The organism is Nocardiopsis sp. iso_237 (assembly GCF_056173345.1).
The window spans coordinates 4,746,076-4,771,496 of the sequence record NZ_CM149669.1; the positions used below are offsets into that span (position 1 = coordinate 4,746,076).

Sequence of the window (25,421 nt, forward strand, 5' to 3'; positions counted from 1 at the left end):
AGGGTCGTCGGGTGGATCAGAGCGACGACGACTTCTTCGCGAACCTGCCCGCGACCCGGGGTGCGGCGGGCGGACTCATCCGTTCGGCTGCTGGCGACGTGCTCCTGGTACGGCGCGTGTACGACCCCGAGCGGCCCTGGGGCATCCCCGGCGGGATCATGGAGGCCGAGGAGTCCCCCGTGGCCGCCTGCCGCCGGGAGATCGCCGAGGAGCTGGGGGTGACCGCGCGTGTGCTGGCCCCGCTCGTCGTCGACTGGGTGCCGCCCCGACCGCCCCGCACGGCCGCCAACCAGTGGCTGTTCCGCGTGGAGGTCCCGCACACCGACTTCCGTCTGCAGGCGGACGAACTGTCCGGCTGGGAATGGGTCCCGCCCTCGCGGCTGACCGACTACCTCCCCGCTGGGACGGCCCGACGCCTGGAGGCGGCCGTGTCGGTGGACGACCAGGGTGGCGGTCTGGTCTACCTGGAGGACGGACACGCCGTCCTGCCTGGGCAGACCTGAGCGCGGACGCCGCTCCGGTTACGATGCCTGCCCCGCCTATGTACCCCCTTGGAGAACCGTGCCGAGCGACCACCCCACCGATCCCCTCGAGCTCGCCCCCGACCCGGTGGCCTGGGCCGAACGCAACGCCCGCCAGGCGAACGCGTTCGACACGATCGGAGAACGCTACGACGAGGCCTTTCCCAACAAGGAAGGCCAGGAGGACTGCGTTCGCAGGCTGCTGAGCCTGCTGCCACCGAACGCACAGGTGCTCGACCTCGGCTCGGGCACCGGCCTGCCGACCGCCCGTCAGCTGGTCAGTTCGGGCGCCCAGGTGACCGGCTTCGAGATCTCCGAGCAGATGATCGCGCTCGCCCGCGAGAACGTCCCGGAGGCGAGGTTCCGTCAGGCCGACATCGTCGACCTCGACCCGGTGGAGTGCTCGTACGACGCCATCGTGGCCTTCTTCTCCCTGCTGTGCCTGCCGAAGGACCGCATCCCCCAGGCCCTGGGCCGCGTACGCGCCTCGCTGGTCCCCGGCGGCCTGGTGTGCCTGTCGATGGTCGAGGCGGACCTGGACGACCAACCCATCTCCTTCCTGGGGAACGAGATCCGGGTGTCCGGGTACCCTCGCGACGAGCTGAGAGAGGTCGTGGAGCGGGCCGGGCTCATCATCGAGGACGAGCGCGTGGTCTCCTACAACCCCGAGGGCGCCCACCCCGAGGTGCAGATCTTCCTCACCTGCCGCCGAGGCGCCTAGCCGGAAATGTCCATTTCTCGGGAAGTTGGAAAAATGGACCCCTGCCACCGGTAAGTTCCCAGGTGAAAAAGTGTGCTCCCCGCACACGCGGGGATGGTCCCGAAGTCCATCCCGGGCTCCGGATCGTCGAGTGGTGCTCCCCGCACACGCGGGGATGGTCCCGGCGCGTCCGCCTACGCGCTCGCCGTCGAGCAGTGCTCCCCGCGCACGCGGGGATGGTCCCATTCCGTCGGCCAGGGTCGGGCGTGCGGTGAAGTGCTCCCCGCGCACGCGGGGATGGTCCCGTCGCCCAGATGCTGGATAGACGTGTGGAGTTGTGCTCCCCGCGCACGCGGGGATGGTCCCCCCGGTGGCAGCACCACGCCTACGCAGAGATCGTGCTCCCCGCGCACGCGGGGATGGTCCCCTTCGCACTCTGGCGACGATCGCTCGGCATCCGTGCTCCCCGCGTTGCGGGGATGGGACATGACTAAGGGGGACCGCCTGGTGGCGGTCCCCCTCGTTGTCTCAGATGGCTAGTCCAGGCCGAGGAGCGGCTCCAGGCCCAGGGTGAGGGGCTCGGGAAGATCAGCGGTCCTGCGGACGCCGAGAAGGACACCGGGCATGAACGAGGTGCGGTTCATGGAGTCGTGGCGGATCTTCAGGGTCTCACCGTCGATGCCGAACACCACTTCCTGGTGGGCGATCAGGCCCTGGATGCGCAGCGCGTGCACGCGGACGCCCTCGACGTCGGCGCCACGGGCACCGGGGATCTCCGAGGTGGTGGCGTCGGGCATCGGCTGGGTCCCGGCCTCGCGGCGGGCCTCGGCCACCAGCTCGGCGGTCCGGTAGGCCGTACCGCTGGGGGCGTCGGCCTTGTTCGGGTGGTGCAGCTCGATGATCTCCGTGGAGTCGAAGTAGGGCGCGGCCTTCTTCGCGAAGTGCATCATCAGGACGGCGGCGATGCCGAAGTTGGGCGCGATGAGCACCTTCGCCCCGGGCTTGGCCTCCTGGAGGGCGCGCACCTTCGCCAGACGGGCCTCGTCGAAACCGCTCGTCCCGACGACGGCGTGGATCCCGTGGTCGATCAACCACGCGAGGTTGTCCATCACCACGTCGGGGTGCGTGAAGTCGACGACGTAGTCGGCCCCCAGCACCGCATCACGGTCGGCGGCGCTGTCCACGCCCGCGACGAGTTCCATGTCGTCGGCGGCCTGAACCGCCTTGACGACCTCTGACCCCATGCGCCCATCGGCGCCGAAAACTCCTACCTTGAACACGGCACGAGCGTAGCGGAGTTCGGCGTGGTGGGGCGGGTCGGGGCGCGTCACACGTGTCACTCTGACCCCATGGAACCGAACTCGGAGCACTCGCAGAAGCGGCTGGGATCGCTGTTGAACGGGCTCCGGGCGGCGGTCCTGGGCGCCAACGACGGCATCGTCTCCACGGCGGGTCTCGTGGTGGGCGTGGCGGGCGCCACGCCCGAGCGGGACACCCTGCTGGTCGCGGGTGTGGCCGGGACCCTGGCGGGCGCGCTGTCCATGGCGGCGGGCGAGTACGTCTCGGTGAGCACGCAACGGGACACCGAGAGGGCGGCGATCGCCAGGGAGCGGCGGGAGCTCTCCGACGACCCGGCGGGTGAGCTGGAGGAGCTGGCCGGGATGTACCGGGAGCGCGGCCTCAGCGAGAAGCTGTCCCGCGAGGTCGCCAGGGAGCTCACCGAACACGACGCCCTCAGCGCCCACGTGGAGGTGGAGCTGGGTCTGAACCGCTACCGGGCCAATCCGTGGCAGGCCGCCTTCGCGAGCATGTTCTCCTTCCTGCTGGGCGCGATGATCCCGCTGTCGGCCATGCTGCTGAGCCCCGACTCCTGGCGTCTGGCGGTGACGGTGGTCGCGGTGCTGGTGGCCACGGGCCTGCTGGGGGCGGTCAGCGCGCGGATGGGCGGCGCCCTGCCGGTGCGGGCGGCGGTGCGGTGCGTGCTCGGCGGGTCGTTCGCCATGCTGGTGACGTACACGGTCGGCACGCTGATCGGTGTGGCGGCGGCCTGACGTTCAGCGCACGGTGGCCAGGGTGAGCGCGAAGTCCCCCTCGGCGTCGGTCCACCAGTGGGTGAGGTCGAACCCCGCGGCGTCGAGTTCGGCGGAGAGTCCTTCACGGCGGAACTTGGCGGAGATCTCCGTGCGCATCTCCTCGCCCTCGGAGAAGTCCACCTCCAGGTCGAGGTCCGCGACGCGCACGTGCTGGTCGGAGCGGGCCCGCAGGCGCATCTCGATCCACTCGCACCGGGCGTTCCACACCGCCAGGTGCTCGAAGGCGGTGGGGTCGAAGTCGCCGCCCAGCTGCTGGTTGATCACCGAGAGCACGTTGCGGTTGAAGGCGGCGGTCACCCCCTGGGAATCGTCGTAGGCGGCCACCAGGCGGTCCGGGTCCTTGACCAGGTCGGCGCCGAGCAGCAGGGAGTCCCCCGGGTGCAGCACGTCGTGGATGTCGCGCAGGAAGGAGGCGCGCGGTCCGGGTTCCTGGTTGCCGATGGTCGATCCCAGGACCGCGAGGAGCTGGCGGCCGCTCTCGCTGACCGGCAGCAGGCCCAGGTGGTGCTCGAAGTCCCCGACGACGGCGTGTACGTCCAGGCCGGGGTAGTCGTCCGCGACCGGACGCGCCGAGGCGGCGAGGAACTCCCCGCTGACGTCCACGGGCACGAACCGGGTCAGGTCGCCCTGGCGGCGCATGGCGTCCAGGAGCAGCCGGGTCTTGACCCCGGAACCGGATCCGAGCTCGATCAGGGCGACCGCCCCGGCCGCCTCCGCGATGTCGTCGGCGTGCGTCTCCAGGATGGAGCGCTCGGCGCGGGTCGGGTAGTACTCCGGAAGCCGCGTGATGTCCTCGAAGAGCCCGCTGCCGCGTTCGTCGTAGAACCACTTGGGCGGCAGTTGTTTGGGCCGCGCGGTGAGGCCCTCCGCGACGTCGGTGCGCAGCGCCTTGTCGAGCTCGTCAGCGGTCAGGTTGCGGTCAATCCGGAACATGGTGCCTCCTGTGTCCCTTACGGATGTACCCGGGGCGGGTGAAACCAGCGGGGCGCGCCCCGGGATCAGCCGAGCGGGTGGATGTCGGTGCGCTCGCGGGTGGCCACGACCACGGAGTTCTCCGGGACCTGCCGCCAGCCGCGCCCGTCGTCGAAGGGCTCGGAGGCCAGCCAGGCGCCCTCTCGGCGCAGGGTGTAGAGGGTGTCCCCCGCCGTGGTCCCGACGATCACCTCGCCGTCGCTGGCCAGCAGGTTGTACCGCCCCTCGGAGAGTTCCCTCGCTCGGTGGACCACCGAGACCAGCGCCTCGGCGAGGTCCCGGGAAGCCCGCCAGGCCCGGACGGCGTGCGCGAACAGCGGAGCGGAGTCCACCGGCGCGCGGGCGTCCAGGGCGTCTGCCGGGAAGGGCGCCGACAGGCCGGCCAGGAGCGCCTGGTCGTCCCGGGCGGCCCCGTTGTGGCTGAACAGCAGGCGGTCGGCGCGGAAGGGCTGCGCCCCGGACTCCTCCGACCCGAAGCCGACGGTGGCGTCGCGGACCGCGGCGACCACGCAGCCGGAGCTGATGGACCGGGCCGCGTCCGCGAAGGAGGAGTCACCCCAGATCGGCATGGCCCGCCGGTAGCGGAGCGGTCGGGTTTCGGCCCCCTCCGGGTACCAGCCGACACCGAAGCCGTCGGCGTTGACCGTCCCGTACCGCTGCTGTCGCGGGGCCCAGGACTGGACGTGCAGCGAGTGGGGCGCCGCGTACAGCAGTTCGTGCACCGTACGCGGCGGCCCCAGGTAGGCGAGGTGTCGGCACATCAGGCGCGGCCCGCGTCGCGCGCGCAGCGGAACCCGCTGAAGATCTGCCGCCGGATCGGGTGGTCCCAGTTGCGGAAGGTGGAACGGACCGCAGTGGGGTGGGTGGCCCAGGATCCTCCGCGCAGGACCTTGTACCCGCTGTCGAAGAAGACCTCCGAGTACTCGCGGTAGGGGAACGCGGTGAACCCGGGGTAGCCGTGGAAGGTGGTGGAGGTCCACTCCCACACGTCACCGATCAGGTGCCGCACCCCCAGGGGCGATACCCCCTCCGGGTGGCTGCCGACGGGGTGCGGGCCGAGCGCCCGCTGGCCGAGGTTGGCGTGGCCGCCGGTGGGCTCCTCGTCGCCCCAGGGGAAGCGCCGCGAGCGTCCGCTGGCGGGGTCGAAGCGGGCGGCCTTCTCCCACTCGGCCTCGGTGGGCAGGCGTTTCCCCGCCCAGCGGGCGTACGCCTGGGCCTCGTGGAAGGACACGTGCTGGACGGGCTGGTCCGGCGGGACCTCCTCGACCCGTCCGAAGCGGCGCCGGGCCCAGCCGTCGCCGTCCCGCGTCCAGAAGGCCGGGGCCACGGCGTCGCGCCGCTGCCGCCACTCCCATCCCTCCTCGGACCACCAGCGGGGGTCCTGGTAGCCGCCGTCCGCGACGAACCGCAGGTAGGCGCCGTTGGTGACCGGGTCGGTGTCGATCCAGTAGGCGTCCAGGTCCACGGTGTGGGCGGAGCGCTCGTTGTCGTAGGACCAGGGGTCGTCGTCGGTGCCCATGGTGAAGGGCCCGGCGGGGACCAGGACCTCCTCGGCCGGGGGCGGGCTCGGCCGCGGTGTCCCGCTCTCCTCCTCCAGCAGTACGGGGGCGCCCCGGCGGAGCTGGTGGGTGGCGAGCATGGTCTCGTCGTGCATGTGCTCGTGCTGGATCACCATGTGGAACACGAACCCCGCCTCCAGCAGGGACCGCTCCCCCGGGCTCCGGGGAGCGGGGACCGTCTCCAGGTCGACGGAGTCGAGGGCGTCCAGGACCTCCCGGCGTACCCGGTCGTTGTACTGGCGGGCCTCCTCCGGCCGCAGCAGGGGCAGGGCGACCCGGTCGGCCCGGGGGTTCTCGAAGGCGTCGTACAGGCCGTCGATGTCGGGGCGCAGCGCCTGGCGTCCCCCGGCGGCTCTCAGCAGCCACTGCTCCTCGTAGTTGCCGATGTGCGCCAGGTCCCACACCAGCGGGGACATCAGCGGGGAGTGTTGGGCGAGCAGGTCCGCCTCGTCCAGGGAGTCCAGGGTCAGCCCGTTGCTGCGGCGTCTGCTCCGGTCCAGTTCGGCGGCGATGCGCTCCTTGGCGCGGTCCTGTTCCCGACTCATGGCGTGTCTCCCCCTCGCGCGGCGCGGACGCCGCCGTGGCTTTCCCGGGCCCCGGCCTCGGTACGCGGTTCGGGCACCAGTGCCCCGAGAGCGCCGTCGGCCGGGCACCGGCCGCGCCGGACGTACCGGTCCGCGTAGGCGTCCACCAGGTGGGCGAGCCCGGCCGCGCCCATCCTCGGCAGCGCCTCCACGGCGGCGTCGAAGCAGATCCGCGCGCAGGCGTCGATCTCGGGGTCGGCCGGTCCCAGGCTGGCCGAGCGCCGCCACAGCGCGGGGTCGGGGAAGCGGCCCCGGCACAGGCGCTCGGTAGCCTCCTCCGCGACGGCGCGGGCGCGGGGTTCGTCGAACAGCGCGGCGGCGAGCGCCACCGGGACCGGCCACCAGTCGAGCGGCAGGGCGTCGATCATCCGCAGTTCCCACCAACCGCGCGGGCGCACGGGCGGGAAGAGCGTGGACAGGTGGAACTCCAGGTCGGCCAGGGTGACGGGGCGGGCTCCGCGCCCGTCGATCCAGTCGGCCAGGGTGATGCCGGGGTCCGCCGTCCACTCCCCTCCCCCGCCGGGGACCTCCGGTACGGCCAGGAGGTTGGCGCCGAGGGCGTACTCGGCCCACGCGGTGGCGGGGTCGGGGTGGGTGTGGGACTCCAGGGCCGGGCGGGTGCGGGTGCCGTCGGTGGCCGCCCAGATGGCCCAGCGGGTGGACTTCCAGCCGGTGGGCCGTCCGCGCCACACGGCGGAGTTGGCGAAGGCCGCCACCAGGACGGGTCCGAGCCGGTGCGCGAGTTCCCAGCGGGCTCCGGCGTCGGCGGCGTCGGCCCCGGTGTCCAGGCACACCTGGAGCGACGCGGTGCTGCACATCATGGTGTGTCCGCTGGGCTGGCGGCGGTTGGCGAAGAACCGCGCCATGGCCGTGTAGCGGGGCAGGCGGAGCTGGCGGACGGGGGGCCGTACCGGGTCGAGTGCGGTCTCGGCCAGGTGCAGTCCGTCGTCCGCGAGGGTCTTGCGGATGTGGTCGAGGTCCCGGGCGAGGGCCTCGTGGGCGCGCGCCGGGCCGGGAAGGGCCGCCGAGCTGAGCTCGATCTGGCCGCCGGGTTCGAAGGTGATCCGGCTTCCCGCGGGCGGGGGGCCACAGGCCTCCAGCAGCTCCGCGAGGCGGTCGATGGTGACGGGTGCGGTGGGGTGCTCGGGGTCGGTGACGAGCCATTCGGTCTCGGCCCCGACCTTTCCGGGCGGTCCGGTCTTGAAACAGACACCGTTGATGTAGTCGTGGACGTCTTCGGTGGTCATGTGCGCCATGAGCAGCTCCTCTGGGTCGCGCCCCACAGGTCCTGCCCCGACACTCACGGTCACGAACGTGTGCGATCACCCCAAATCGTGGCGACCGGCGCGGGCCCGTTCCGCGGGTGCGTCACCGCGTGGATGACACACCCGCTGGCATCGGGGTTCGCGACGGAGCCTCCCCAACGCCGTCATCAAACGTGATGACGATCACAGCCCACGGGCCCGACTCAGACCTCCAGGAACCCCTTCACCCGACCTTCAACGATCTGGCGTTCCTCCTGGTCAAGGGCGATGTCGAACACCTCACGCAACACTGTTCCCACCTCTCCCAGGGCCAACTCCCGTGTCTCGCCGGTGCCGTCCACCCGCACGACGGACAGGGTCGTGTCGTTGAGCGCGTACCGGGTCCCGCCGACCGTCCGCGCGACCATCAGACGGTTGCGGAAGGGCGACCGCGGGTGGGTCGTGAGGTAGTGGCTGAACACCGCGTAGTCCTGCGGGAGCACCCCCGCGGCGGCGAAGGAGTACAGGTTCCGCCAGCGCCGACCGTCGAATCCGCGCAGCAGCCACTCCTCGTCACCGATCTCCGACACCCGGTCCAGCCGCAGGTTCCAACCGCCCTGCGAGACCTGCTGCCCGTCCGCGAACCGGAGGGGTTCCACGAGGCCCCCGCCGCCGAAGCCGACGTCGGCCAACCAGGGCTCACCGTCCACCCGGACCCGCAGGAGGGCGTGCGTGGAGGGCCGGGGGCGGCCGTCGCCGCCCATCAGAACCCGGGCGGCGAAGGCGGTCACGCTGAACCCCAGACGGTCCAGGGCGGCGGCCAGGAGCAGGTTCTGCTCGTAGCAGTAGCCACCCCGCCGGTGGTGGACCATCTTGTCCGTCAGCGCGGGGACGTCCAGCGGGACGGGGCGCCCCAGGAGCAGCTGGAGGTTCTCGAAGGGGATGGCCGCCAGGTGGGCCCGGTGCACGGCGGTGAGGGTGTCCAGGGTCGGCGGCAGGTCCCCGGACAGGCCCAGGCGCGCCAGGTAGGCGTCCAGGTCGAGGTCGGCGCCGTGCCAGAGGTCGCGGTCGGTGAGGGCCGGTTCGGGCGCTGGCGCCGGACCCGGTTCCGCCAGGGGGACGGGCCGTGCGGAGTGTTCGTTGGTCGACATGTCCGTGCCAACGACACCCGTGCCGGGACTGTTCCGGCACGTGGCCAGCGCCGTTCTCCCCGCCCCGGAGGTGCCGTGGGGCAGGGGAGAACTGGTACGGATCTCAGGGGCGTCCGCGATCGAGGGGCCGTGGTCCGAACGGCACCCGCGCGCCACGAGCGGCCCTTCTCCTCACGGCGTCTGCGCACCACGCGCGCCCCGGACGGCCCGTGCGGGGGCGTACATGGCCCCTGGCAGCCGCGCGTGCCCGACTCTCCTGACCGCTCCTGGCGGACACACCCGGCCCCGCGTGAGACAACGGACCGAGCTGACACCGCCACTGCACCCGCGCACCACGCGCGGACTCCGTCACCCGTGTGGAAGCCCTCCTCTTCATCCGCATGGCACCCGCGCACACTCCGGTCTCCGGACTCACGTGGCGAACACACGCGGCCCCGCGTGAACAACGAACCGGGTTGGCACCGTCACGGCACCCACGCGTAGCACTCACGGCCCCCTGGTCACTCGGGGACACTCCTGTCCCTGGTGGCAGCCCACGCACGGCACGAACCGCACCAGCGGGTACACACGGCTCCTCGGTCACCAGGAACCGCGCGTACCGTGACCGGGCGTCGGCCGGGGCTCCCCTACCCCCTACACGGTGACGGGACCGGGCGGACCGTCCGCCCGCAGGCGCCCGGTCGCGTCCTCGGCCGCCCAGTGGCAGGCCACCCGCCGCTCGGCGCCGCCGCCCAGGACCGCCGGGTCCACCGTGGTGCACAGGTCGGCCACCCCGGCCCGCTCGGCCTCGCCCGAGGCCAGCACCGGGCAGCGCGGGTGGAACCGGCAGCCCGTCGGCACCTGCTTGGGGTCCGGCGGCTCGCCGGAGAGCACCACGGGCCCCTCCTCCGCCCCGGAGTCGGGCAGGACCGACAGCAGCGCCCGCGTGTACGGGTGGGCGGGAGCGGACAGGACCTCCTCCACGGTGCCGAGCTCCACCACGCGCCCGAGGTACATCACGGCGACCCGGTCCGCGATGTTCCACGCCAGCCCGAGGTCGTGCGTGGCCACCAGCGCGGACAGGCCCAGTTCGTCGCGCAGCTCCAGCAGCAGCCGCAGGATCTCGCCGCGTACCGACGCGTCCAGGGACGCCACCGGCTCGTCGGCCACCAGCACCTCGGGGTCCAGGACCAGCGCCCCGGCGATCACCACGCGCTGGCGCTGGCCGCCGGAGAGCTCGTGCGGGTAGCGGGCGAAGAACCGCTCGGGCGGACGCAGCCCGGCCTGGGACAGGGCCCGGGAGACCCGTTCGGTCTCGTCGGCGGTCGTGCCCTCGTGGATGCGCAACCCCTCAACGACGGACTCGTAGACGGTGCGTCGGGGGTTGAGCGATCCCATCGGGTCCTGCTGAACGAGCTGGACCCGGCGCCGGTAGGAGCGCAGGTCACGCGAGCGGTAGCCCAGCGGCGCGCCCTCGAACAGGACCCGGCCGCCGGTGGGCCGCTCCAGCCCGAGCAGGGCCCGGGCGAGGGTGGTCTTGCCGCAGCCGGACTCCCCCACGAGGGCGACGATCTCCCCCGCCGCCACGTCGAGGTTGACGCCGTCAACGGCCCGGGCCGTGCCCCGGCCGCCGCCCGGGGCGGCCCCGGCGGGGAAGGCCACCCTCACGTCGTCGGCGCGCAGGATCGGCCCGGTGTCCTCCTTCGGTTCGGAAGGGGAGGCGGGCTGTCGTGAGTCGGTGTCGGCGCTCAACGGCTCGTCTCCTCGGTGTCGTGGGAACCGCTCGTGTCGTGGGAACCGCCGGCGTCGCCGTCTCCCGTGGCCCCGCCCCAGTCCGCCAGGCCCGGCCCCGTGCCCACGTGCACGCAGGCGGCGTGCCGGTCCGCGTGCCCGTCGCGGTCGGGACGGACCGGCCACAGCGGAGGATCGACGGAGGCGCACACCGTCTCCGCCACGGCACAGCGCGGCCGGAACACACAGCCCGAGGGCGGGTCGGCCGGATCGGGCGGGTCGCCGGGCAGACCCCGGGGTGCCAGGCGCGAGGCCGGGTCACCGATCTTCGGGAAGGCCGCGCTGAGCGCGCTCGCGTAGGGGTGCGCCGGGGCGTGCACGACCTCGCGCGCGGGCCCCTGCTCGACGATCCGCCCCGCGTACATCACCGCGACCCGGTCACAGGTGGCCGCGAGGACGGACAGGTCGTGACTGATCATCAGCATGCCGATCCCGGTCTCGTCCACCAGCCGTTCCAGCAGTCCCAGGATCTGCGCCTGGATCATCACGTCCAGGGCGGTGGTCGCCTCGTCCGCGATGATCAGGCGCGGCTCGCAGGCCAGCGCCATCGCGATCATCACCCGCTGGCGCTGACCGCCGGACAGCTGGTGGGGGTAGTCGCGTCGACGGGAGGCGGGCAGTCCCACCTGTTCGAGGAGCTCGGCCACGCGCGCGTCCACCCGGGCCGGTCGGACCAGTTCGTGGATGAGCAGCGGTTCGGCGATCTGGTCACCGATCCGCTTCACCGGGTTGAGCGAGTGCATGGCGCCCTGGAAGACCACCGAGGCGCCCACCCAGCGCACGGCGCGCAGGCGGCCCCACTTCATCCGGAGGACGTCCTCGCCCTCCAGCAGGATGCTTCCGGTGACCTTCGCGCTCGCGGGCAGCAGGCGCAGCAGCGCGAGGGCCACCGTGGACTTGCCGCTGCCGGACTCCCCCGCCACCCCGAGGGTGTCGCCGGGGTCCAGGGACAGGCTCACGCCGCGCACGGCGGGGACGTCGCCGCCGCTCCCGGAGTAGGTGACGCGCAGGTCGCTGACGTCGAGAAGGCTGGTCAACTCTGCCCCCTGAGCCGTGGGTTGATGACGGACTCGACCGCGCGTCCGCACAGGGTGAAGGAGAGCGCGACCACGGCGATGGCCAGGCCGGGCGGGACGATGTACCACCAGATACCGGCGCTGATCGCTCCGGCGGTGCGGGCCGCCTCCAGGATCCCGCCCCAGGAGATGGTGGTGGGGTCGCCCATGCCGAGGAAGGCCAGGGTGGACTCCGCGATGATGGAGGTGGCCACCAGCAGCGTGGTCTGGGCGAGCACCACCGGCATGACGTTGGGCAGCACGTGCCAGCCCATCACGTGCGCGTGGCCGCCGCCGAGGGCGCGGGCGCGCTCCACGAACGGGCGTGCCTCCACGGCCAGGGTCTGCGCGCGCACCAGGCGTGCGGTGGGCGGCCAGACGGTGAGGCCGATCGCGATGATGATGGTGCCGGTGCCGCGCGGCAGGACGGCGGCCAGCGCCACCGCCAGGACCAGGGTGGGCAGGACCAGGAACCAGTCGGTGACCCGCATGAGCACCGTGGACACGATCCGGCCGCCGACGCCGCCGGACGAGCCGAAGTGCCCGGCGGTGACGCCCACCAGGGTGCCGAGAGTGACCGACACGAACGTGGCCAGCAGGCCGACCGTCAGCGAGACCCGCGCGCCCCAGATCACCAGGTCGAGGATCGAGCGGCCGAAGTTGTCGGTTCCCAGGGGGAACTGCCAGCTCGGCGGCTCGTGGGACTCGCCGGGGGCGCCGGTGATGGTCAGGTGGGCCTGGTCGATGAACAGCGGGGCCGTCACGGCGAGCACGCCGATGGTGAGGAGCAGCCCCAGGCCGAGGAGCCCGGCCCGGTTGCGCGCGTACTCACGGGCGAAGCCGACCAGGGCCTCGCGGCGGCGTCTGCGGGCCAGCGCGCTCGGGGAGGGCGTCGGGACCGGCGGCGTGCCGTCCGCCGACGGTCCGGCCGTCGCGGGTCCGGTGGGTGTGTTCATGGGCGCACCCTCGGGTCGAGCAGCGGATACACCAGGTCGGCCAGGAGGTTCATGAGGATCACCGAGGCCGCGAACACCACGAACAGCCCCTGGACGAGGCCGAGGTCGGGTACGCGCAGGCCGGAGTAGAAGAGCTGGCCGAGTCCGGGCCAGGAGAAGACCGTCTCCACGAGGATGACCCCGGAGACGACCTGCCCGAGGTTGAGGAAGATGAGCGTCACGGTCGGCAGCAGTGCGTTGGGCACGGCGTGCCTGCGGCGCACCAGGGCGTCGCGCAGTCCCTTGGCGCGGGCGGTGACCAGGTAGTCGGCGCCCTTCTCGTCCATCAGCGAGGAGCGCATGATCATGAGGTACTGCGCGTAGATCACCGCGACCATGGTCAGGACCGGCAGCACCATGTGCCGGGCGGTGCTCAGCGCGGTCTCCACCGGGCCGCTGACTCCGGGCGAGACCATGCCGCCGGTCGGGAACAGGCCGGGCATGAACCCGCGTCCCGAGGCGAGCAGCACGATCAGCAGCAGGCCGAGCCAGAACGTGGGCACCGACCAGAAGAACAGCGCCACCGCCGTGTTGATCCGGTCCCCGCGTCCGCCCGGCCGCCACCCGGCGCGGGCGCCGAGGAACAGGCCGAGGAGCGCGGCGATGACCGTGCCGGTCCCGGCGAGCAGGATCGTCGGGCCCAGGCGTTCGAGGATGAGGTCGACCACCGGCTCCCGGTACTGGAAGGAGATCCCGAGGTCCATCCGGACCAGTCCGGCGGCGTAGTCGAGGAACTGCTGCCAGAGGGGCTGGTCGAGGCCGAACTGGCGGCGCAGCTCCTCACGCTGTTCGGCGGAGACCTCGCGGCCCTCGGTCATGGCTCGGACGGGGTCGCCCGGCAGGATCCGGAAGAGGAAGAACCCGGCGACGATCACGGCGAACAGGGAGACCACGGCTGTGGTCAGGCGGCCGAGGACGTAGGTGGCCACGGGGGCCACGCGGCCGAACCCCGTGGGGCCCGCCGGGGCGGGGACGTCGGTGGTCCCCGCCCCGGTCGGTTCGTCCGCCTCGGTGGGCGTCATGGTCACTCGCGGTCCTCCACGGTGGAGCGTCGACGGAAGAAGACGAAGGCACCCGCGACCACCAGCACCAGCACGCCGGCGCCGATGCCGATGAGCGCCCCTGTGGACACGCCGGAGCCGCCTCCTGCGGCGCCTTCGGCGGGCTCGGCCGACCACCAGGCCCAGTAGCCGTCCTGGCCCCAGATGTTCCCGCCCTCGGCGGGCTCCAGCTGGAGGCTGGCGACGTGGTCGGTCCGGTAGGCCTCCATGATGTTCGGGTAGGTCAGGACGTTGACCACGGCCTCCCGGTACAGGACCTCCTGGAGCTGATGGATGATCTCGGCGCGGGCCTCGCGGTCGTACTCGCCCAGTTGGGCGGCGTAGAGCTCGTCGTACTCCTCGTCACAGAAGTAGGCGTCGCCCTGCATGGTGCCGGGTTCGGTGGGCAGCGCGTCACAGGTGTGGATGCTGAACACGTAGTCCGGGTCCGGGTTGACCGTCCACCCGGTGAAGATGAGGTCGTACTCGGCGTCGTAGAGGGCGTCGCTCAGGATGCCGGGGTCGACGGTCTGGTTGTCGATCTCGATGCCGAGGTCCGCGAGTCGCTCGTCGATGACCTGTCCGGCCTGGACGTTGTCCGGCCGGTCGGCGTGGACGTGCATGCGCAGTTCGAGCCGGTCGCCGTCGGGCGAGACGCGTACGCCGTCGTCGCCCCGCTCGTACCCGGCCTCGTCGAGCATCGCGTTGGCGGCGTCCGGGTCGAAGTCGAGGATGGCCTCCTCGCCCTCGGGCGCCCAGTGGAAGTCGGTGTAGCGGGGCGGGACGTAGCCGCCCGCCGCGACGGCCTGGCCGTTGGCGCCCTGTTGGACGATCTCCTCGTTGTCGATGCCCATGACGATGGCCTGGCGCAGGGTGCGGTCCTTCAGCGCCGGGTGCCCGTCACCGAACTCCTCGCCGTCCTGGGTGACGGCGCCGGGGTTGATGCTGAAGGCCTGGAACCGCTTGCCGTCCGCGATGTTGACGGCGACGTTGTCCAGCGTCTCCAGGGAGGTGATCTGGGCGTCGGTGAGCTCGTAGACGAAGGAGACCTCGCCGCTGCGCAGCGCCTCGACGGCGGCGTCCTTCTCCGAGTAGTAGCGGAAGTACAGCTCGTCGAAGCCGGGTGCTCCCCGCCAGTGGTCGGGGTTGGCCGCCAGGCGGATGTGCTCGCCGCGCGCGTGCTCGGTGAGGACGAAGGGGCCGCTGCCGACGGTGGGGAGGTCGTCGCCGGTGTAGTCGGAGAAGGCCTCGCCCTCCTCCTCGATGATCGGCTCCCAGACGTGCCGGGGGACGATCGGCACGCGCAGGGACTCCATGGTGGCCTGCGGCTCGTCCAGCTGGATGACGACGGTCGTGTCGTCCTCGGCCGTGACGCTCTCGAACCCGGAGACGTAGTTGCCGTTGGCGACGGCGGCGGCGTCGTTCTCCATCATCGTGGTGAACGTCCACGCCACGTCGTCGGCGGTGAGCTGTTCGCCGTCGCTGAAGAGGGCGTCGTCACGGAGGTTGAAGGTCCAGGTGAGGCCGTCGTCGGAGGTCTCCCAGCTCTCCGCGAGCGAGGGGGCGGGCTCTCCGGTCTCGGGGTCCACGGTGGTGAGGCTGTCGTAGACGTGCCGGAGGATGTTCGTGGTGACCGCGAGCTGCGCGGTGAAGGGGTTGAAGGAGTCCACCTGCTGGGCGATGGCGACGGTGAGGGTGTTGCCGCTCGCCTCGTCGGCGGCCGCGGGGGCCACCGTGAGACTTCCGAGGAGAAGGAGCGCACTGCCGGACGCCGCCGTCCGCCGGAGAAGGGTGCCGGAGGGAGGATGGTGGGTTTTCATAACGGCCCCTGTCAGGTTTCGTGGGGTTGGTGGCATGGCCACCTGGGGGTTGTTGGTTGTCTACCAACTTGGCGCGATGAGCGTCAACGATCTCCGAGGTGAGGCGGGATATCGCAACGCATTCGACTCCTGTGTCAGGAGCGTTCGTGTTTCCTGAGGATGAAGTGGCTTTTGTTCCCTGTCCGAAACCGGTCTCTGATTCGCGGCGATTGGCAGACTCCGCTACGGTTCCCGCCATGATGGGGCACTCGCACGCACTCAGTGGCGTGGTCGGCTGGATGGCGGTCGTACCGCTGGTCCAGGGCACGGAATTCCTTGGACTCAGTTTCGACCTGGGCCCCGGTGAGATCATCGCCGGATCCCTGGTGTGCGCGGGTGCGGCCCTGCTGCCGGACGTGGACCACAAGAGCGCGACGGTGACCAAGACCTACGGCAAGGCCACCGAGATCCTGAGTGACATCCTCAACTGGGCCTTCGGCGGGCACCGGATGGGCACCCACTCGTTCTTCTTCGCGGTCCTCATGGGTGTCCTGGTCCAGGCACTGGCCCTGTGGTCGGAACTGGCCGTGCAGATCTTCGTGTTCCTGCTGGTCGGAATCGCTCTCCAGGGGCTGGGATTCGGCATGGACAAGAACCGGACGGCCTCGGGGATCATCAACGCGTTGGGAACGGCGGCGATCACCCTCACCCTGTTCTCGGTGGGTGTGAACTACACGTGGCTGGGTCTGGCGGTGGCCTTCGGCATCGTCCTGCACTTCTTCGGGGACATGATCACCAAGATGGGCGTGCCGATCTTCTGGCCGTTCTGGAAGAAGCGCATCGGCCAGGGCCAGGGCTTCGTCACCAACGGCCCGGTGGAGCAGAAGGTGGTCACCCCGCTGCTCACCATCGGCGTCATCATCGGCTCGGTGTACCTGTTCGACTGGCCCACCCTGCTCCCCGACCATTAGTCGCGGCCGCCGCGGGCGGGCCGACACCCGCCGCGCTCGCACGCGGGCGGGACGCTTGGCCGGAGCGGCGGAGCCTTCTAGGGTTGCGGGCGTGACTCGAACCACAGAGGGCATCAGCCCCGAACTGCACGCCTACGTCGTCGCCCACAGCCAGCCGGTGGACCCGGTCCTGTCGGACCTGGCCGCGGAGACCGCCGAGCTGTTCCCCGAGTCCCAGGGGATGCAGATCGGCCCCGAACAGGGCGTCTTCTCCACCCTCCTCACCCGGCTGTCGGGGGCGCGGAACGCGGTGGAGATCGGCACCTTCACCGGGTACTCCTCTATCTGCTTCGCCCGGGGCCTGCCCGAGGACGGCACCCTGCTCGCGCTGGACATCAGCGAGGAGTGGACGTCGGTGGCCAGAAGGTACTGGGAGCGGGCCGGGGTCGCGCGGAAGATCACCCTGCGGATCGGTCCGGCGCTGGACTCTCTGCGGGAACTGCCGAGGGAACCCCAGTTCGACCTGGCCTTCCTGGACGCGGACAAGACCGGCTACGTGGACTACTGGGAGGAACTGGTCCCCCGCATGCGCCCCGGCGGGCTGCTGTTGGCCGACAACACCCTGTCCCACGGGCGGGTGGTGGACCCCGAGCAGACCGCCGCGCACGTCCAGGGCATCCGTGACTTCAACGACAGGCTCGTCGCGGACGACCGCGTCGAACAGGTCCTGCTCCCCATCGGAGACGGCCTGACGCTGGCCCGCAGGCTCTGAGCCCTCCGCTCCCCCGCCGGAGTTGTCCACAGGCCACACGGTTCTCCCGGCGGGGAGGGAGTGATCTTGGGTAATGTCCAGTTCCATGCGCCTGCTGCACACTTCGGACTGGCACCTGGGTCGCTCCTTCCACCGGGAGAACCTCGTCGACGCCCAGGCCGCCTTCCTCGACCACCTCGTCGACACCATCCACGCGGAACGGATCGACGTCGTGGTGGTCGCCGGTGACCTCTACGACCGCGCCCTGCCGCCGGTCGACGCCGTGCGCCTGTTCGACCGCGCCCTCGGCCGCATCCGGGAGACCGGGGCCAGAGCGGTGCTGATCAGCGGCAACCACGACTCCATGGCGCGGATGTCCTTCGCCACCGACCTGATCGACGCCTCCGGGGTACACCTGCGCAGTTCCCTGGACGGGATCGGCACCCCCGTGGTGATCGAGGACGAGCACGGCCCGGTGGCCTTCTACGGCATCCCCTACCTGGAGCCGGAGATCGCCCGCCACCACTGGGACCTGCCCGGACGCGGTCACCCTGCGGCGATCGGCCACGCGATGGACCTGGTCAGGGCCGATCTCGCCCAGCGTCCGGGCACCCGCTCCGTGGTGCTCTCGCACGCCTTCGTCACCGGCGGGGAGCCCTCCGACAGCGAGCGCGACATCTCCGTGGGCGGCGCCTCGCACGTGCCCGCCTCGGTCTACGACGGTGTGGACTACGTGGCCCTGGGCCACCTGCACGGCCGCCAGACCATCACGCCGTCGGTGCGCTACCCGGGCAGTCCGCTGGCCTACTCCTTCTCCGAGGAGCACCACCGCAAGGGGTTCTGGTTGGTGGACCTGGACGCGGACGGCTTCGCCGGGGCGGAGTTCGCCGACGCCCCGGTCCCCCGGCCGCTCTCCCGTGTCAGGGGCCGCCTCGACGACCTGCTCACCGATGACCGGTGGGAGCGCCACACCGGGCACTGGCTCCACGTCACCCTCACCGACCCCCGGCGCCCCGCCCAGCCCATGGACCGGCTCCGAGAGCGCTTCCCGCACACCCTGATGCTGGAGTTCGACCCCGACGACGGGGACGCGGAGCGGCGGCCGGTCACCGTCGCCGTCGCGGACCGGCCCGAACGCGAGGTGGTCGCGGACTTCGTCGAGTGGGCCCGGGGCAGTGCCGCGACCCCGGAGGAACGCGCGCTGGTGGACCGCGCGGTCGAAGAGGTCCGCGTCCAGGAAGGGACTCTCTAGATGCGGCTGCACACCCTCACCATGACCGCCTTCGGGCCCTTCGCCGGAACCGAGACGGTCGACTTCGACCGGCTCGGCGGAGGCGGGCTGTTCCTGATCCACGGGCCCACGGGCGCGGGCAAGACCTCCGTGCTGGACGCGGTCTGCTTCGCGCTCTACGGCGACGTGCCCGGTGCGCGCGGCAAGGACCGCTCCCCCAGGAGCGACCACGCGGCGCCCGGGGTCCGGCCGGAGGTCACTCTGGAGTTCACCGTCCGGGGTCGCCGCGTGCGGATCGAGCGCAACCCGCGGTGGGAGCGGCCCAAGAAGCGCGGAAGCGGCACCGTCACGGAGAACCAGAAGGTGCGCGTCCTCGACTGGCGGGGCGACCGCTGGGAGGGCGTGACCACCCGCCCGGACGAGGCCGGGCAGTTCGTGGGCGACCTGGTCGGGCTCACCATCACCCAGTTCTGCCAGATCGTCATGCTGCCCCAGGGCGACTTCGCCCGGTTCCTGCGGGCCAAGTCCGACGACCGGCGCAAGTCCCTGGAGCGCATCTTCAACACCCGGGTGTTCCGGGACGTGGAGGAGTGGTTCGGTGGGCACGCCCGGAAGCTGGAGCGCGAGGTGCGCGCCGCCGACGAGCGGGTGCGGGCGGTCTCCGGAAGGATCGCGGAGGTCGGTGGGTCCGCCGCCCCGCAGGACCCGGAGGAGCTCACCGCCTGGGCCGCCGAGTTGGCCTCGGTACAGGCCGCCACCGCCCGCGACGCGGAGGCGGTCACCGCCGGATTCACGCGGGCCCGGGACGAGGCCAGGGAGGCCCTGGTCGCCGGTCGCGAGCTGCTCTCCCGCAAGGAAAGGCTGGCCGGCGCCCGGGAGCACCGCGCCCACCTGGCCGAACGGCGCGAGTGGCGGACCGGGATCGACACTCGCCTGGCCGCCGCCGAGCGGGCCGACGCGGTGCTGCCGTCGCTGCGCGCCCGCGACCACCGCCGCACCGAACTGGACAAGGCCGAGCTGGCCGTCACCGACCGCCTGGCCCTGGTCAGCGGGATCACGGACGTCGACGCCGCCGAACTCGCGGACCTCAGCACCGGTCTTCCCGCCACGCTGCGAGCCGCCGAGAGGTCCCGCCACGACGAGCTCGCCCGCCTGGACCACCTGCGCGGGGACGCCGAACGCCGCCGTTCCCTCCAGCGCGACCTGGCCGGGCTCGACCGGCGGATCGCCGCCGTGCGCACCGAGGCGGTCCGGGCCCGCGAACGGGTGACGGCGCTGCCCGCCCGGGTCGGGACGATCACCGAGGAGCTGCGCCGGGCCCAGGAGCAGTCCGGGCTCACCGACCCCGCGAAGGCCGCCCTCGACCTGGCCGAACGGCGCCGCACGGCCGCCGAGGAGCACCGGCGCCTGGGTGACGCGGTGGAGCGGGCCGAGGAGGAGCGGCGGCGCGCGGTGGACACCGCCCAGGCCGCCCGCGACCGGTCCCAGGACCTGCGCGAGCGGCGGATCGCGCACATGGCCGCCGAGCTCGCCGCCGACCTGGCCGACGGCACGCCCTGCACGGTGTGCGGGTCCACCGAGCACCCCTCCCCCGCCGAACCGAGCGCGCGGGGACTGGTCTCGGCCGAGGAGGAGCGGGCCGCCCAGCAGACCGCGGACACCGCCGCCGCCCGGCGCACCGAGGCGGAGAACACCCTGGTGGCGCTGCGGGAGCGGCACACGGCCGCCGCCGAGCGGGCCGAGGGCCGCACCGTGGAGGCCGCCGCCGAGGAGGTGACCGCCCGCAAACGGGAACTGGCCGACGCCCGCGCCGCCGCCCGTGAGCTGCACCGGCTGGAGGAGGAGCTGGCCCAGGCCACGGCGGACCTGGAGCGGGCCCGCCAGCGCGAGGGCGAGCTGGTGCGCGAGGAGAGCGAACTGGCCGCCCGCCGCGAGGAGGGCGCCAGAGAACACGAGCGGTTGACCGCGTTGCTGGACCGGGCACGCGGTGAGGACGCCGGACTGGCCGAGCGGATCGCCCGCCTGCGCGGCGAGGCCGAGGTGCTGCGCGACGCGGCCGACGCCGTCGAGCTGCGTGGCCGGGCCGCCGAGGAGCTGCGCACCGCCGTCACCGAGGCCGGGCGGTCCCTGGCCGAGGTGGGCTTCGAGGACGAGGCCCAGGTGGTGGCGGCGGCCCTGGACGAGCGCGGACGCGCGGACCTCAGGTCCCGGGCGCGCGACTTCGACGACCAGTGGGCGGCGGTCGAGGCCCGGCTGGCCGACCCGGAGCTGGCCGCCGCCGAGCTCGCCCCGGCACCGGACCCCACGGCCCTGGAGTCGGCCGCGCAGACCGCCGACCGGGCCGCGGACCGGGCGGTGGCCTGGCAGGGGATGCTCTCCGACCGGGCCCGCCGCCTGGCGACCCTGCGGGCGGAACTCGATGGACAGCTGTCCGGTTCGGAGCCCGTCCTGCGCCGCTACGCGGTGGCTCAGGGGCTGAGCACCCTGGCGGCGGGTACCTCGCCGGACAACACCGACAGCGTCCGGCTGTCCGCCTACGTACTGGCGGCCCGCCTGGAACAGGTGGTGGAGGCGGCCAACCACCGGTTGCTGACCATGTCGGACGGCCGCTACGAGCTGCGCTACACGGTGGACAAGGCGGCGGGCGACGGCAGGGCCCGTTCCGCCGGGGGTCTGGGTATGCGTGTGGTGGACGCCTGGACGGGGGTGGAGCGAGACCCGGCGACGCTCTCCGGCGGGGAGACCTTCTTCAGTTCCCTCGCCCTGGCCTTGGGCCTGGGTGACGTGGCCACCGCCGAGGCGGGTGGGACGGAGATCGACACCCTCTTCGTGGATGAAGGCTTCGGGACCCTGGACGAGGACACCCTGGAGGAGGTCCTGGACGTGTTGGACCGGCTTCGTGACGGCGGGCGTGCCGTCGGGGTGGTGAGCCACGTCGCGGACCTCCGCCAACGCGTCACGACCCGTCTCCGTGTCGTGAAGGCCGCTGGCGGGTCCAGACTGGAGCACCACGGCTGAGCCCACCCCGGGTTGGGGCCGCTGCCGGTCGGTGCGACAATGACCAGCGTGAATTCGCTGGTCAACATCGCCGTGTTCGGAATCGGGGGCGCCATCATGGTGGCGGCCCTGATCGGTCTTCTCCTCGTGGTCTCAGGGAGCGCGCGCGGGTCCTCGCCCCGGTTGCTCACCGCCTTCGGTGCCGCATCGGTGCTGCTGCTGGTGATGCTTCCGTCGCTGGCCGCGTTCAACGTGATGTCCGGCGGCGGTGGTTTCTGGGTGGGCTTCGCCTCCGCGAGCGTGGTGGCCGCCGTGATGTACGCGGTCAACGTCGCCCTCCTGCCCGTCCTGGCGCGCCGTCAGGCCATGGTCAGCGGGCGCACCGGTCTGGGTGACCTGCGCCCGTCGGCCTCGGTGCTGCTCGGCGGGCTGGTGATCTGCCTGGGCGTGGGTCTGCTGGTCACGGGCGTGACCGCCTTCGTCGTCTGACCGTTTCCGGCCACACGCGCCACTTCCGAGACGCCGCTCTGTAGCTTCGTGCCGGGGCCCCACCGGGTCCCGGCACCCTGCGAACGGAGCGGCGTATGCGTGCACGGGTCGCCGTGGTGGCGGCGCTTCTGCTCAGTGGATGCGCGGTGGAGCTGGAGGAGCGCGACTCCATCCGGCAGTTCGAGGTGGCCGCGCTGGACCCCACCCACACGCACCCCTGTGTTTTGCTCCCCGATGCCGCCGCCGTCGAACTCGGCATCCTGGACCAGGAGGGCGAGGGCAGCCCCCAGTCCGACGCGAACTGCTTCTACACGAACCGGGTTGATGCCAGCGTGGACCTCCGCGTGGAGGTTCATGAGAAGAAGGACGCCGTCGAGGACACCGTTGCCGCTGCGTTCTCTGAAGCCGACGACCAGGAGTTCGTCAGCGTGGAGGGCTATCCGGGCGTAACCACGGAGTTCCCGGAATCCTGCAACCTCACCGTGGCTGTTTCCGATGAGCACTCGTTCTACGTGCAGGTCAGCGCCGACGCGGCGTGCGAGGTGGCGGTTGAGGTGGCCCGCACCGCGATCACCAACACCCAGGACACCTGATGCCGCGCCCCGCTATCTGTCATCCTTGGCCCAGGGGTGGATTAATGCAAAGGTCAAGCGGAGATAACGGCCCACGTTTCCGCAGGTCGTGAACTGTAAGCCCCGCGCACGCGGGGATGGACCTGGGTCGCGTCCCTGATCCCGGTAGCCATTGACGTAAGCCCCGCGCACGCGGGGATGGACCGGTGATTCTGGGTTTCACCTGTCCGGTGCTTTAGTCGAGCGAAGCGAGCCGAGAGCGAACCTCCTCGCCTGAACACATGGGATTCGTGAATGCACCCCGTGTGAGGCGAGACGTCGGTAGCCTCCGGGGAGCAGCGACGACAGCGTGAAACCGGGGGCCCACCGATGCGCGAGATCGAGACGAAGTACCGGGTACGGGACCTAGAGGCGCTACTGGTGGCGCTCAAGGAGGCCGGTGTGAGGGTGAGCGACCCCGTTCACCAGGACGACCTGGCGTACGCTCCCCAGGGCTGGGACCCCTCACAGGGCAAGCTGGGATTCACGTTCGCTCGGCTTCGCACCCAGGACGGAGAGCACGTCGTCACGACCAAGACGCCCATGGCCACTGCCATGGAGTGCATCGAGCACGAGACGACCGTCGGTGACCGAGAGGCGATGCACGGCGTTCTCATGAGCTTGGGCTACGTGCCCAGCGTGCGCATCGCCAAGACCCGCCGTGTCGGAACCGCGGGGCAGGTCTCCGTCTGCGTCGACGAGGTGGAGAAGGCCGGGGTGTTCCTGGAACTGGAGATCCTGGTCGATGACGACCGGGACGGCCGGGCCGCCCAGGAAGACCTCGACGTCTGGGCCCGCAACCTCGGGGTGAATCTGGAGCGCACGACCGACACCTACGACATCCTCGTGCGCCCCACCTCCTGATCTCATCTGCCGTACGGGACACATCAGCCTCCCGTGCTCGCCGGACGAAAAACGGATCGCCAGCCCCCACCTGACGCCCGCCCGCACAATGCCGTTGGGCCCGCTCGTGAGGGCGTGCGCGTGCGGCCCGGACGATCAGCGGCTGTGGGAGGTCTTCAGATAGCTGAGGAACGACGGTTGCAACCCGGTGACGTGCGTCCCCTGCAACAGCGCCTTCGACAGCTGCTCCGAACGTCCCTTGGCGTGCAGCTGTTCCAACGCCGTGAGAACGTGACGGGCCATCCCTCGGTAGAACGGAACATCCCCCAGCAGTTCGGCTTCGTTCAGCGTGACGTGCAGCCGTGGAGCGGACGCGTCCTCACCGAGTTCCGGCAGGGCGTCCACGAGGGCGAAGATCTGGCTGTCCGCGCTGGCCACACCCGGGCTGCCCGCACCGACGCTCGTGAAGAGCCCCGTGTCGCGCAGCCACGCGTAGAGGGCGAAGAGACCTCCGTAGGAGTATCCGAAGAGGCCGTGCCCGGACTCACTGACCCGCAGCTTCGACCGCAGGTGAGGGTGGAGTTCGTCGGTCAGGAAGTCGAGGAAGAGGTCGGCGCGGCATTCCGCGAGCTCGGCGAGGTAGGCGTCCACCTCCTCCTGGGTCATCGCACCCGACTCGCGAGCTGACTCAAGGGTGGCCAGCATGGCGTCTCCGGCGGGTTCCCCGGGCGGCACGAGGTCGCGGTTGCGAATCTGCGCCCAGTTCGCGGCCTCCTCACCCGCGTACCCGATGCTGACCTGGATGTACGGGGCGATGGTCAGATACGGGTCCGACTGGGTGACGATGAGGGGCGCGGTCAGGCCGACGGTCCAGTTGCCGTCCAGCACGTAGATGAGCGGCAGGGGTTCCGTGGAGTCCGCGTAGCCGGGGGGTGTGGTCACCCAGACGGCGTAGCGGCGTCCTGACTTCGCGGTGACCTCCAGGTACTCCGTGTCCTGCAAGCAGCCGTGCAACAACTCGCTCATCGAGTCTCCCCCTTGATGATGCGGCCGCCCTTGATGACGAGGGCGGCCAGGTCTGGCTCAGCGAACACCCTGGGGCCGTGGAGGCGGGTCCTGTCGTCGGGCTGCCCTGTCGGCCCGCGTCCCGACGTGGATCCTGCCGTCCGTCTCGCCTGGACCGAGGGTCCCGGAGTCGACGCCGGTGAACGACACCCGTGCCGGTCTCCGGACGTCCGTCGCGGGCCCCCGTGCCGCCGAACTCAACAGTGGTGAATTGGATGTGCGATAACGTACTCAACAGTGGTGAAACTGTCAACGGAGGCAACGTGAGAGCGCCGGTGGGGGAAGGGAAGCAGCGTCTTCTGGACGCGCTGTTCGACGAGTTCGGCCAGAACGGCCCCAGCCCGAACTTGTCGATGCGGCAGGTGGCGGAACGGCTCGGTGTGCACCACACGTTGCTGACGTACCACTTCGGGTCGCGGCCGGGGTTGCTGCGTGCGGTGTTGTTGGAGGCGCGCCGCCGCGACAACCTGGTCATTGCCGCGACCGGCGACGAACTCGGGTTCGTGGCCCTGTGCCGAGCCGTGTGGAGCTTCTACTCGGACCCCGCGCACGAGGACCGGACCCACGCTTTCTTCCACCTGGTCGGGCTCGCGGTCTACGAGCGGGAAGCCTTCCAGGAGCTCGTCGTCGACATCGACCACCTGGAGCGTCTTCTGGAGGCGGCGGCGCTGCGCGACGGAGCCACGGAGACCGATGCCAGGCAGCAGAGCATCATCGCGACCGCATGCCTGCGAGGGCTGCTGCTGCAAAGGCTGCTGAGCCCGACCTCCGAGGTTGACGCTGCGGCCGAGCGCTTCATCAGTTCGCTAGCGGCGTTTGACGGAAAGGGCCACACGCCGTCGGCCGCCGTGAGTCAGGCGCCGACCGGCCAGTAGGTTGCCCTGAGCTCGAACCGGCGAACAGGGCCGTTCACGGGCGTCCGGAACAGGTGCGGAGTGACCTCGCGCTTCGGCTCAGATCGCCGTCCTCCGCCCGCCCGGTAGCAGTGGACCGGTGATGTC

The 25,421-nt window shown here is 71.6% G+C and carries 23 protein-coding genes and 1 CRISPR repeat array; of the genes, 11 read left to right on the plus strand and 12 right to left on the minus strand.

The annotated features are described in order from the left end of the window. The first annotated feature begins 11 nt into the window (after window positions 1-11). Both AC0VYM_RS21545 and AC0VYM_RS21550 read left to right on the plus strand, forming a co-directional pair. On the plus strand, window positions 12-503 hold the full coding sequence (locus AC0VYM_RS21545) for an NUDIX domain-containing protein (protein WP_475454952.1): 492 nt from the start codon (window positions 12-14) through the stop codon (window positions 501-503). Between the two features lie 58 nt (window positions 504-561). Further along, window positions 562-1,242 carry a class I SAM-dependent DNA methyltransferase gene (locus AC0VYM_RS21550; protein WP_475454954.1) on the plus strand — a complete coding sequence of 227 codons (681 nt, stop codon included), beginning with the start codon at window positions 562-564 and terminating at the stop codon, window positions 1,240-1,242. A 72-nt stretch (window positions 1,243-1,314) separates the two neighbouring features. Further along, window positions 1,315-1,648: direct repeats of the CRISPR family, unit length 29 nt; unit sequence GTGCTCCCCGCGCACGCGGGGATGGTCCC. Between the two features lie 109 nt (window positions 1,649-1,757). Here the strand turns inward: AC0VYM_RS21550 and dapB are convergent. After that, on the minus strand, window positions 1,758-2,501 hold the full coding sequence (dapB, locus tag AC0VYM_RS21555) for a 4-hydroxy-tetrahydrodipicolinate reductase (protein ID WP_475454956.1): 744 nt from the start codon (window positions 2,499-2,501) through the stop codon (window positions 1,758-1,760). A gap of 69 nt (window positions 2,502-2,570) precedes the next feature. On the opposite strand from dapB, the gene AC0VYM_RS21560 reads away from it, so the two are divergent. After that, entirely contained in the window at window positions 2,571-3,272 is a 702-nt protein-coding gene (locus tag AC0VYM_RS21560; RefSeq protein ID WP_475454958.1) for a VIT1/CCC1 transporter family protein, read from the plus strand. 3 nt (window positions 3,273-3,275) lie between these two features. Here AC0VYM_RS21560 and egtD read toward each other — a convergent pair whose 3' ends face one another. The 10 genes from egtD to AC0VYM_RS21610 form a co-directional block, all read right to left on the minus strand. Next, on the minus strand, window positions 3,276-4,247 hold the full coding sequence (gene egtD, locus AC0VYM_RS21565; RefSeq protein ID WP_475454960.1) for an L-histidine N(alpha)-methyltransferase: 972 nt from the start codon (window positions 4,245-4,247) through the stop codon (window positions 3,276-3,278). A gap of 65 nt (window positions 4,248-4,312) precedes the next feature. Further along, complete coding sequence (gene egtC / locus AC0VYM_RS21570; RefSeq protein ID WP_475454962.1) at window positions 4,313-5,047, minus strand: ergothioneine biosynthesis protein EgtC; 735 nt, start codon at window positions 5,045-5,047, stop codon at window positions 4,313-4,315. After that, window positions 5,047-6,390, minus strand: a complete 1,344-nt coding sequence (gene egtB, locus AC0VYM_RS21575; protein ID WP_475454964.1) for an ergothioneine biosynthesis protein EgtB — start codon at window positions 6,388-6,390, stop codon at window positions 5,047-5,049. The genes egtC and egtB overlap by 1 nt, the downstream gene beginning before the upstream one ends. Beyond that, window positions 6,387-7,685, minus strand: a complete 1,299-nt coding sequence (gene egtA / locus AC0VYM_RS21580; RefSeq protein WP_475454966.1) for an ergothioneine biosynthesis glutamate--cysteine ligase EgtA — start codon at window positions 7,683-7,685, stop codon at window positions 6,387-6,389. The genes egtB and egtA overlap by 4 nt, the downstream gene beginning before the upstream one ends. Window positions 7,686-7,897: 212 nt before the next feature. Then, window positions 7,898-8,824 (minus strand): arylamine N-acetyltransferase family protein, encoded by a 927-nt coding sequence (locus tag AC0VYM_RS21585; protein WP_475454968.1) that lies wholly within the window; start codon window positions 8,822-8,824, stop codon window positions 7,898-7,900. Window positions 8,825-9,457: 633 nt separating this feature from the next. After that, window positions 9,458-10,555 carry an ABC transporter ATP-binding protein gene (locus AC0VYM_RS21590; RefSeq protein ID WP_475454970.1) on the minus strand — a complete coding sequence of 366 codons (1,098 nt, stop codon included), beginning with the start codon at window positions 10,553-10,555 and terminating at the stop codon, window positions 9,458-9,460. After that, window positions 10,552-11,631, minus strand: a complete 1,080-nt coding sequence (locus AC0VYM_RS21595; protein WP_475454972.1) for an ABC transporter ATP-binding protein — start codon at window positions 11,629-11,631, stop codon at window positions 10,552-10,554. The genes AC0VYM_RS21590 and AC0VYM_RS21595 overlap by 4 nt, the downstream gene beginning before the upstream one ends. Further along, window positions 11,628-12,605 carry an ABC transporter permease gene (locus tag AC0VYM_RS21600; protein WP_475454974.1) on the minus strand — a complete coding sequence of 326 codons (978 nt, stop codon included), beginning with the start codon at window positions 12,603-12,605 and terminating at the stop codon, window positions 11,628-11,630. Before AC0VYM_RS21600 ends, AC0VYM_RS21595 begins: the two co-directional genes overlap by 4 nt. Next, window positions 12,602-13,672, minus strand: a complete 1,071-nt coding sequence (locus AC0VYM_RS21605; protein ID WP_475454976.1) for an ABC transporter permease — start codon at window positions 13,670-13,672, stop codon at window positions 12,602-12,604. Before AC0VYM_RS21605 ends, AC0VYM_RS21600 begins: the two co-directional genes overlap by 4 nt. Beyond that, entirely contained in the window at window positions 13,669-15,504 is a 1,836-nt protein-coding gene (locus AC0VYM_RS21610) for an ABC transporter substrate-binding protein (RefSeq protein ID WP_475454978.1), read from the minus strand. The genes AC0VYM_RS21605 and AC0VYM_RS21610 overlap by 4 nt, the downstream gene beginning before the upstream one ends. Window positions 15,505-15,740: 236 nt before the next feature. Here AC0VYM_RS21610 and AC0VYM_RS21615 point away from each other — a divergent pair, with 236 nt between their 5' ends. From AC0VYM_RS21615 to AC0VYM_RS21645, 7 genes are all read left to right on the plus strand, one after another. Further along, window positions 15,741-16,454, plus strand: a complete 714-nt coding sequence (locus tag AC0VYM_RS21615) for a metal-dependent hydrolase (RefSeq protein WP_475454980.1) — start codon at window positions 15,741-15,743, stop codon at window positions 16,452-16,454. A 91-nt stretch (window positions 16,455-16,545) separates the two neighbouring features. Then, window positions 16,546-17,205 (plus strand): O-methyltransferase, encoded by a 660-nt coding sequence (locus AC0VYM_RS21620; RefSeq protein ID WP_475454982.1) that lies wholly within the window; start codon window positions 16,546-16,548, stop codon window positions 17,203-17,205. A gap of 73 nt (window positions 17,206-17,278) precedes the next feature. Continuing rightward, window positions 17,279-18,436: an exonuclease SbcCD subunit D gene (locus AC0VYM_RS21625; RefSeq protein ID WP_475454984.1), complete on the plus strand. Its 1,158-nt coding sequence runs from the start codon at window positions 17,279-17,281 to the stop codon at window positions 18,434-18,436. Further along, entirely contained in the window at window positions 18,437-21,433 is a 2,997-nt protein-coding gene (locus tag AC0VYM_RS21630; protein ID WP_475454986.1) for an AAA family ATPase, read from the plus strand. A gap of 39 nt (window positions 21,434-21,472) precedes the next feature. Beyond that, window positions 21,473-21,901, plus strand: coding sequence for a hypothetical protein (locus AC0VYM_RS21635; protein ID WP_475454988.1), 429 nt, complete (start codon window positions 21,473-21,475; stop codon window positions 21,899-21,901). A gap of 95 nt (window positions 21,902-21,996) precedes the next feature. Next, the gene (locus AC0VYM_RS21640) at window positions 21,997-22,494 is read left to right on the plus strand and encodes a DUF3558 family protein (protein WP_475454990.1); all 498 of its coding nucleotides are present in this window, start codon (window positions 21,997-21,999) and stop codon (window positions 22,492-22,494) included. A gap of 348 nt (window positions 22,495-22,842) precedes the next feature. After that, the gene (locus AC0VYM_RS21645; RefSeq protein WP_475454992.1) at window positions 22,843-23,376 is read left to right on the plus strand and encodes a class IV adenylate cyclase; all 534 of its coding nucleotides are present in this window, start codon (window positions 22,843-22,845) and stop codon (window positions 23,374-23,376) included. Window positions 23,377-23,511: 135 nt separating this feature from the next. On the opposite strand, the gene AC0VYM_RS21650 is transcribed toward AC0VYM_RS21645, so the two are convergent. Next, window positions 23,512-24,381, minus strand: coding sequence for an alpha/beta hydrolase (locus tag AC0VYM_RS21650; protein WP_475454994.1), 870 nt, complete (start codon window positions 24,379-24,381; stop codon window positions 23,512-23,514). Window positions 24,382-24,683: 302 nt separating this feature from the next. Here AC0VYM_RS21650 and AC0VYM_RS21655 point away from each other — a divergent pair, with 302 nt between their 5' ends. Next, complete coding sequence (locus AC0VYM_RS21655) at window positions 24,684-25,295, plus strand: TetR/AcrR family transcriptional regulator (RefSeq protein WP_475454996.1); 612 nt, start codon at window positions 24,684-24,686, stop codon at window positions 25,293-25,295. Window positions 25,296-25,421 lie beyond the last annotated feature (126 nt).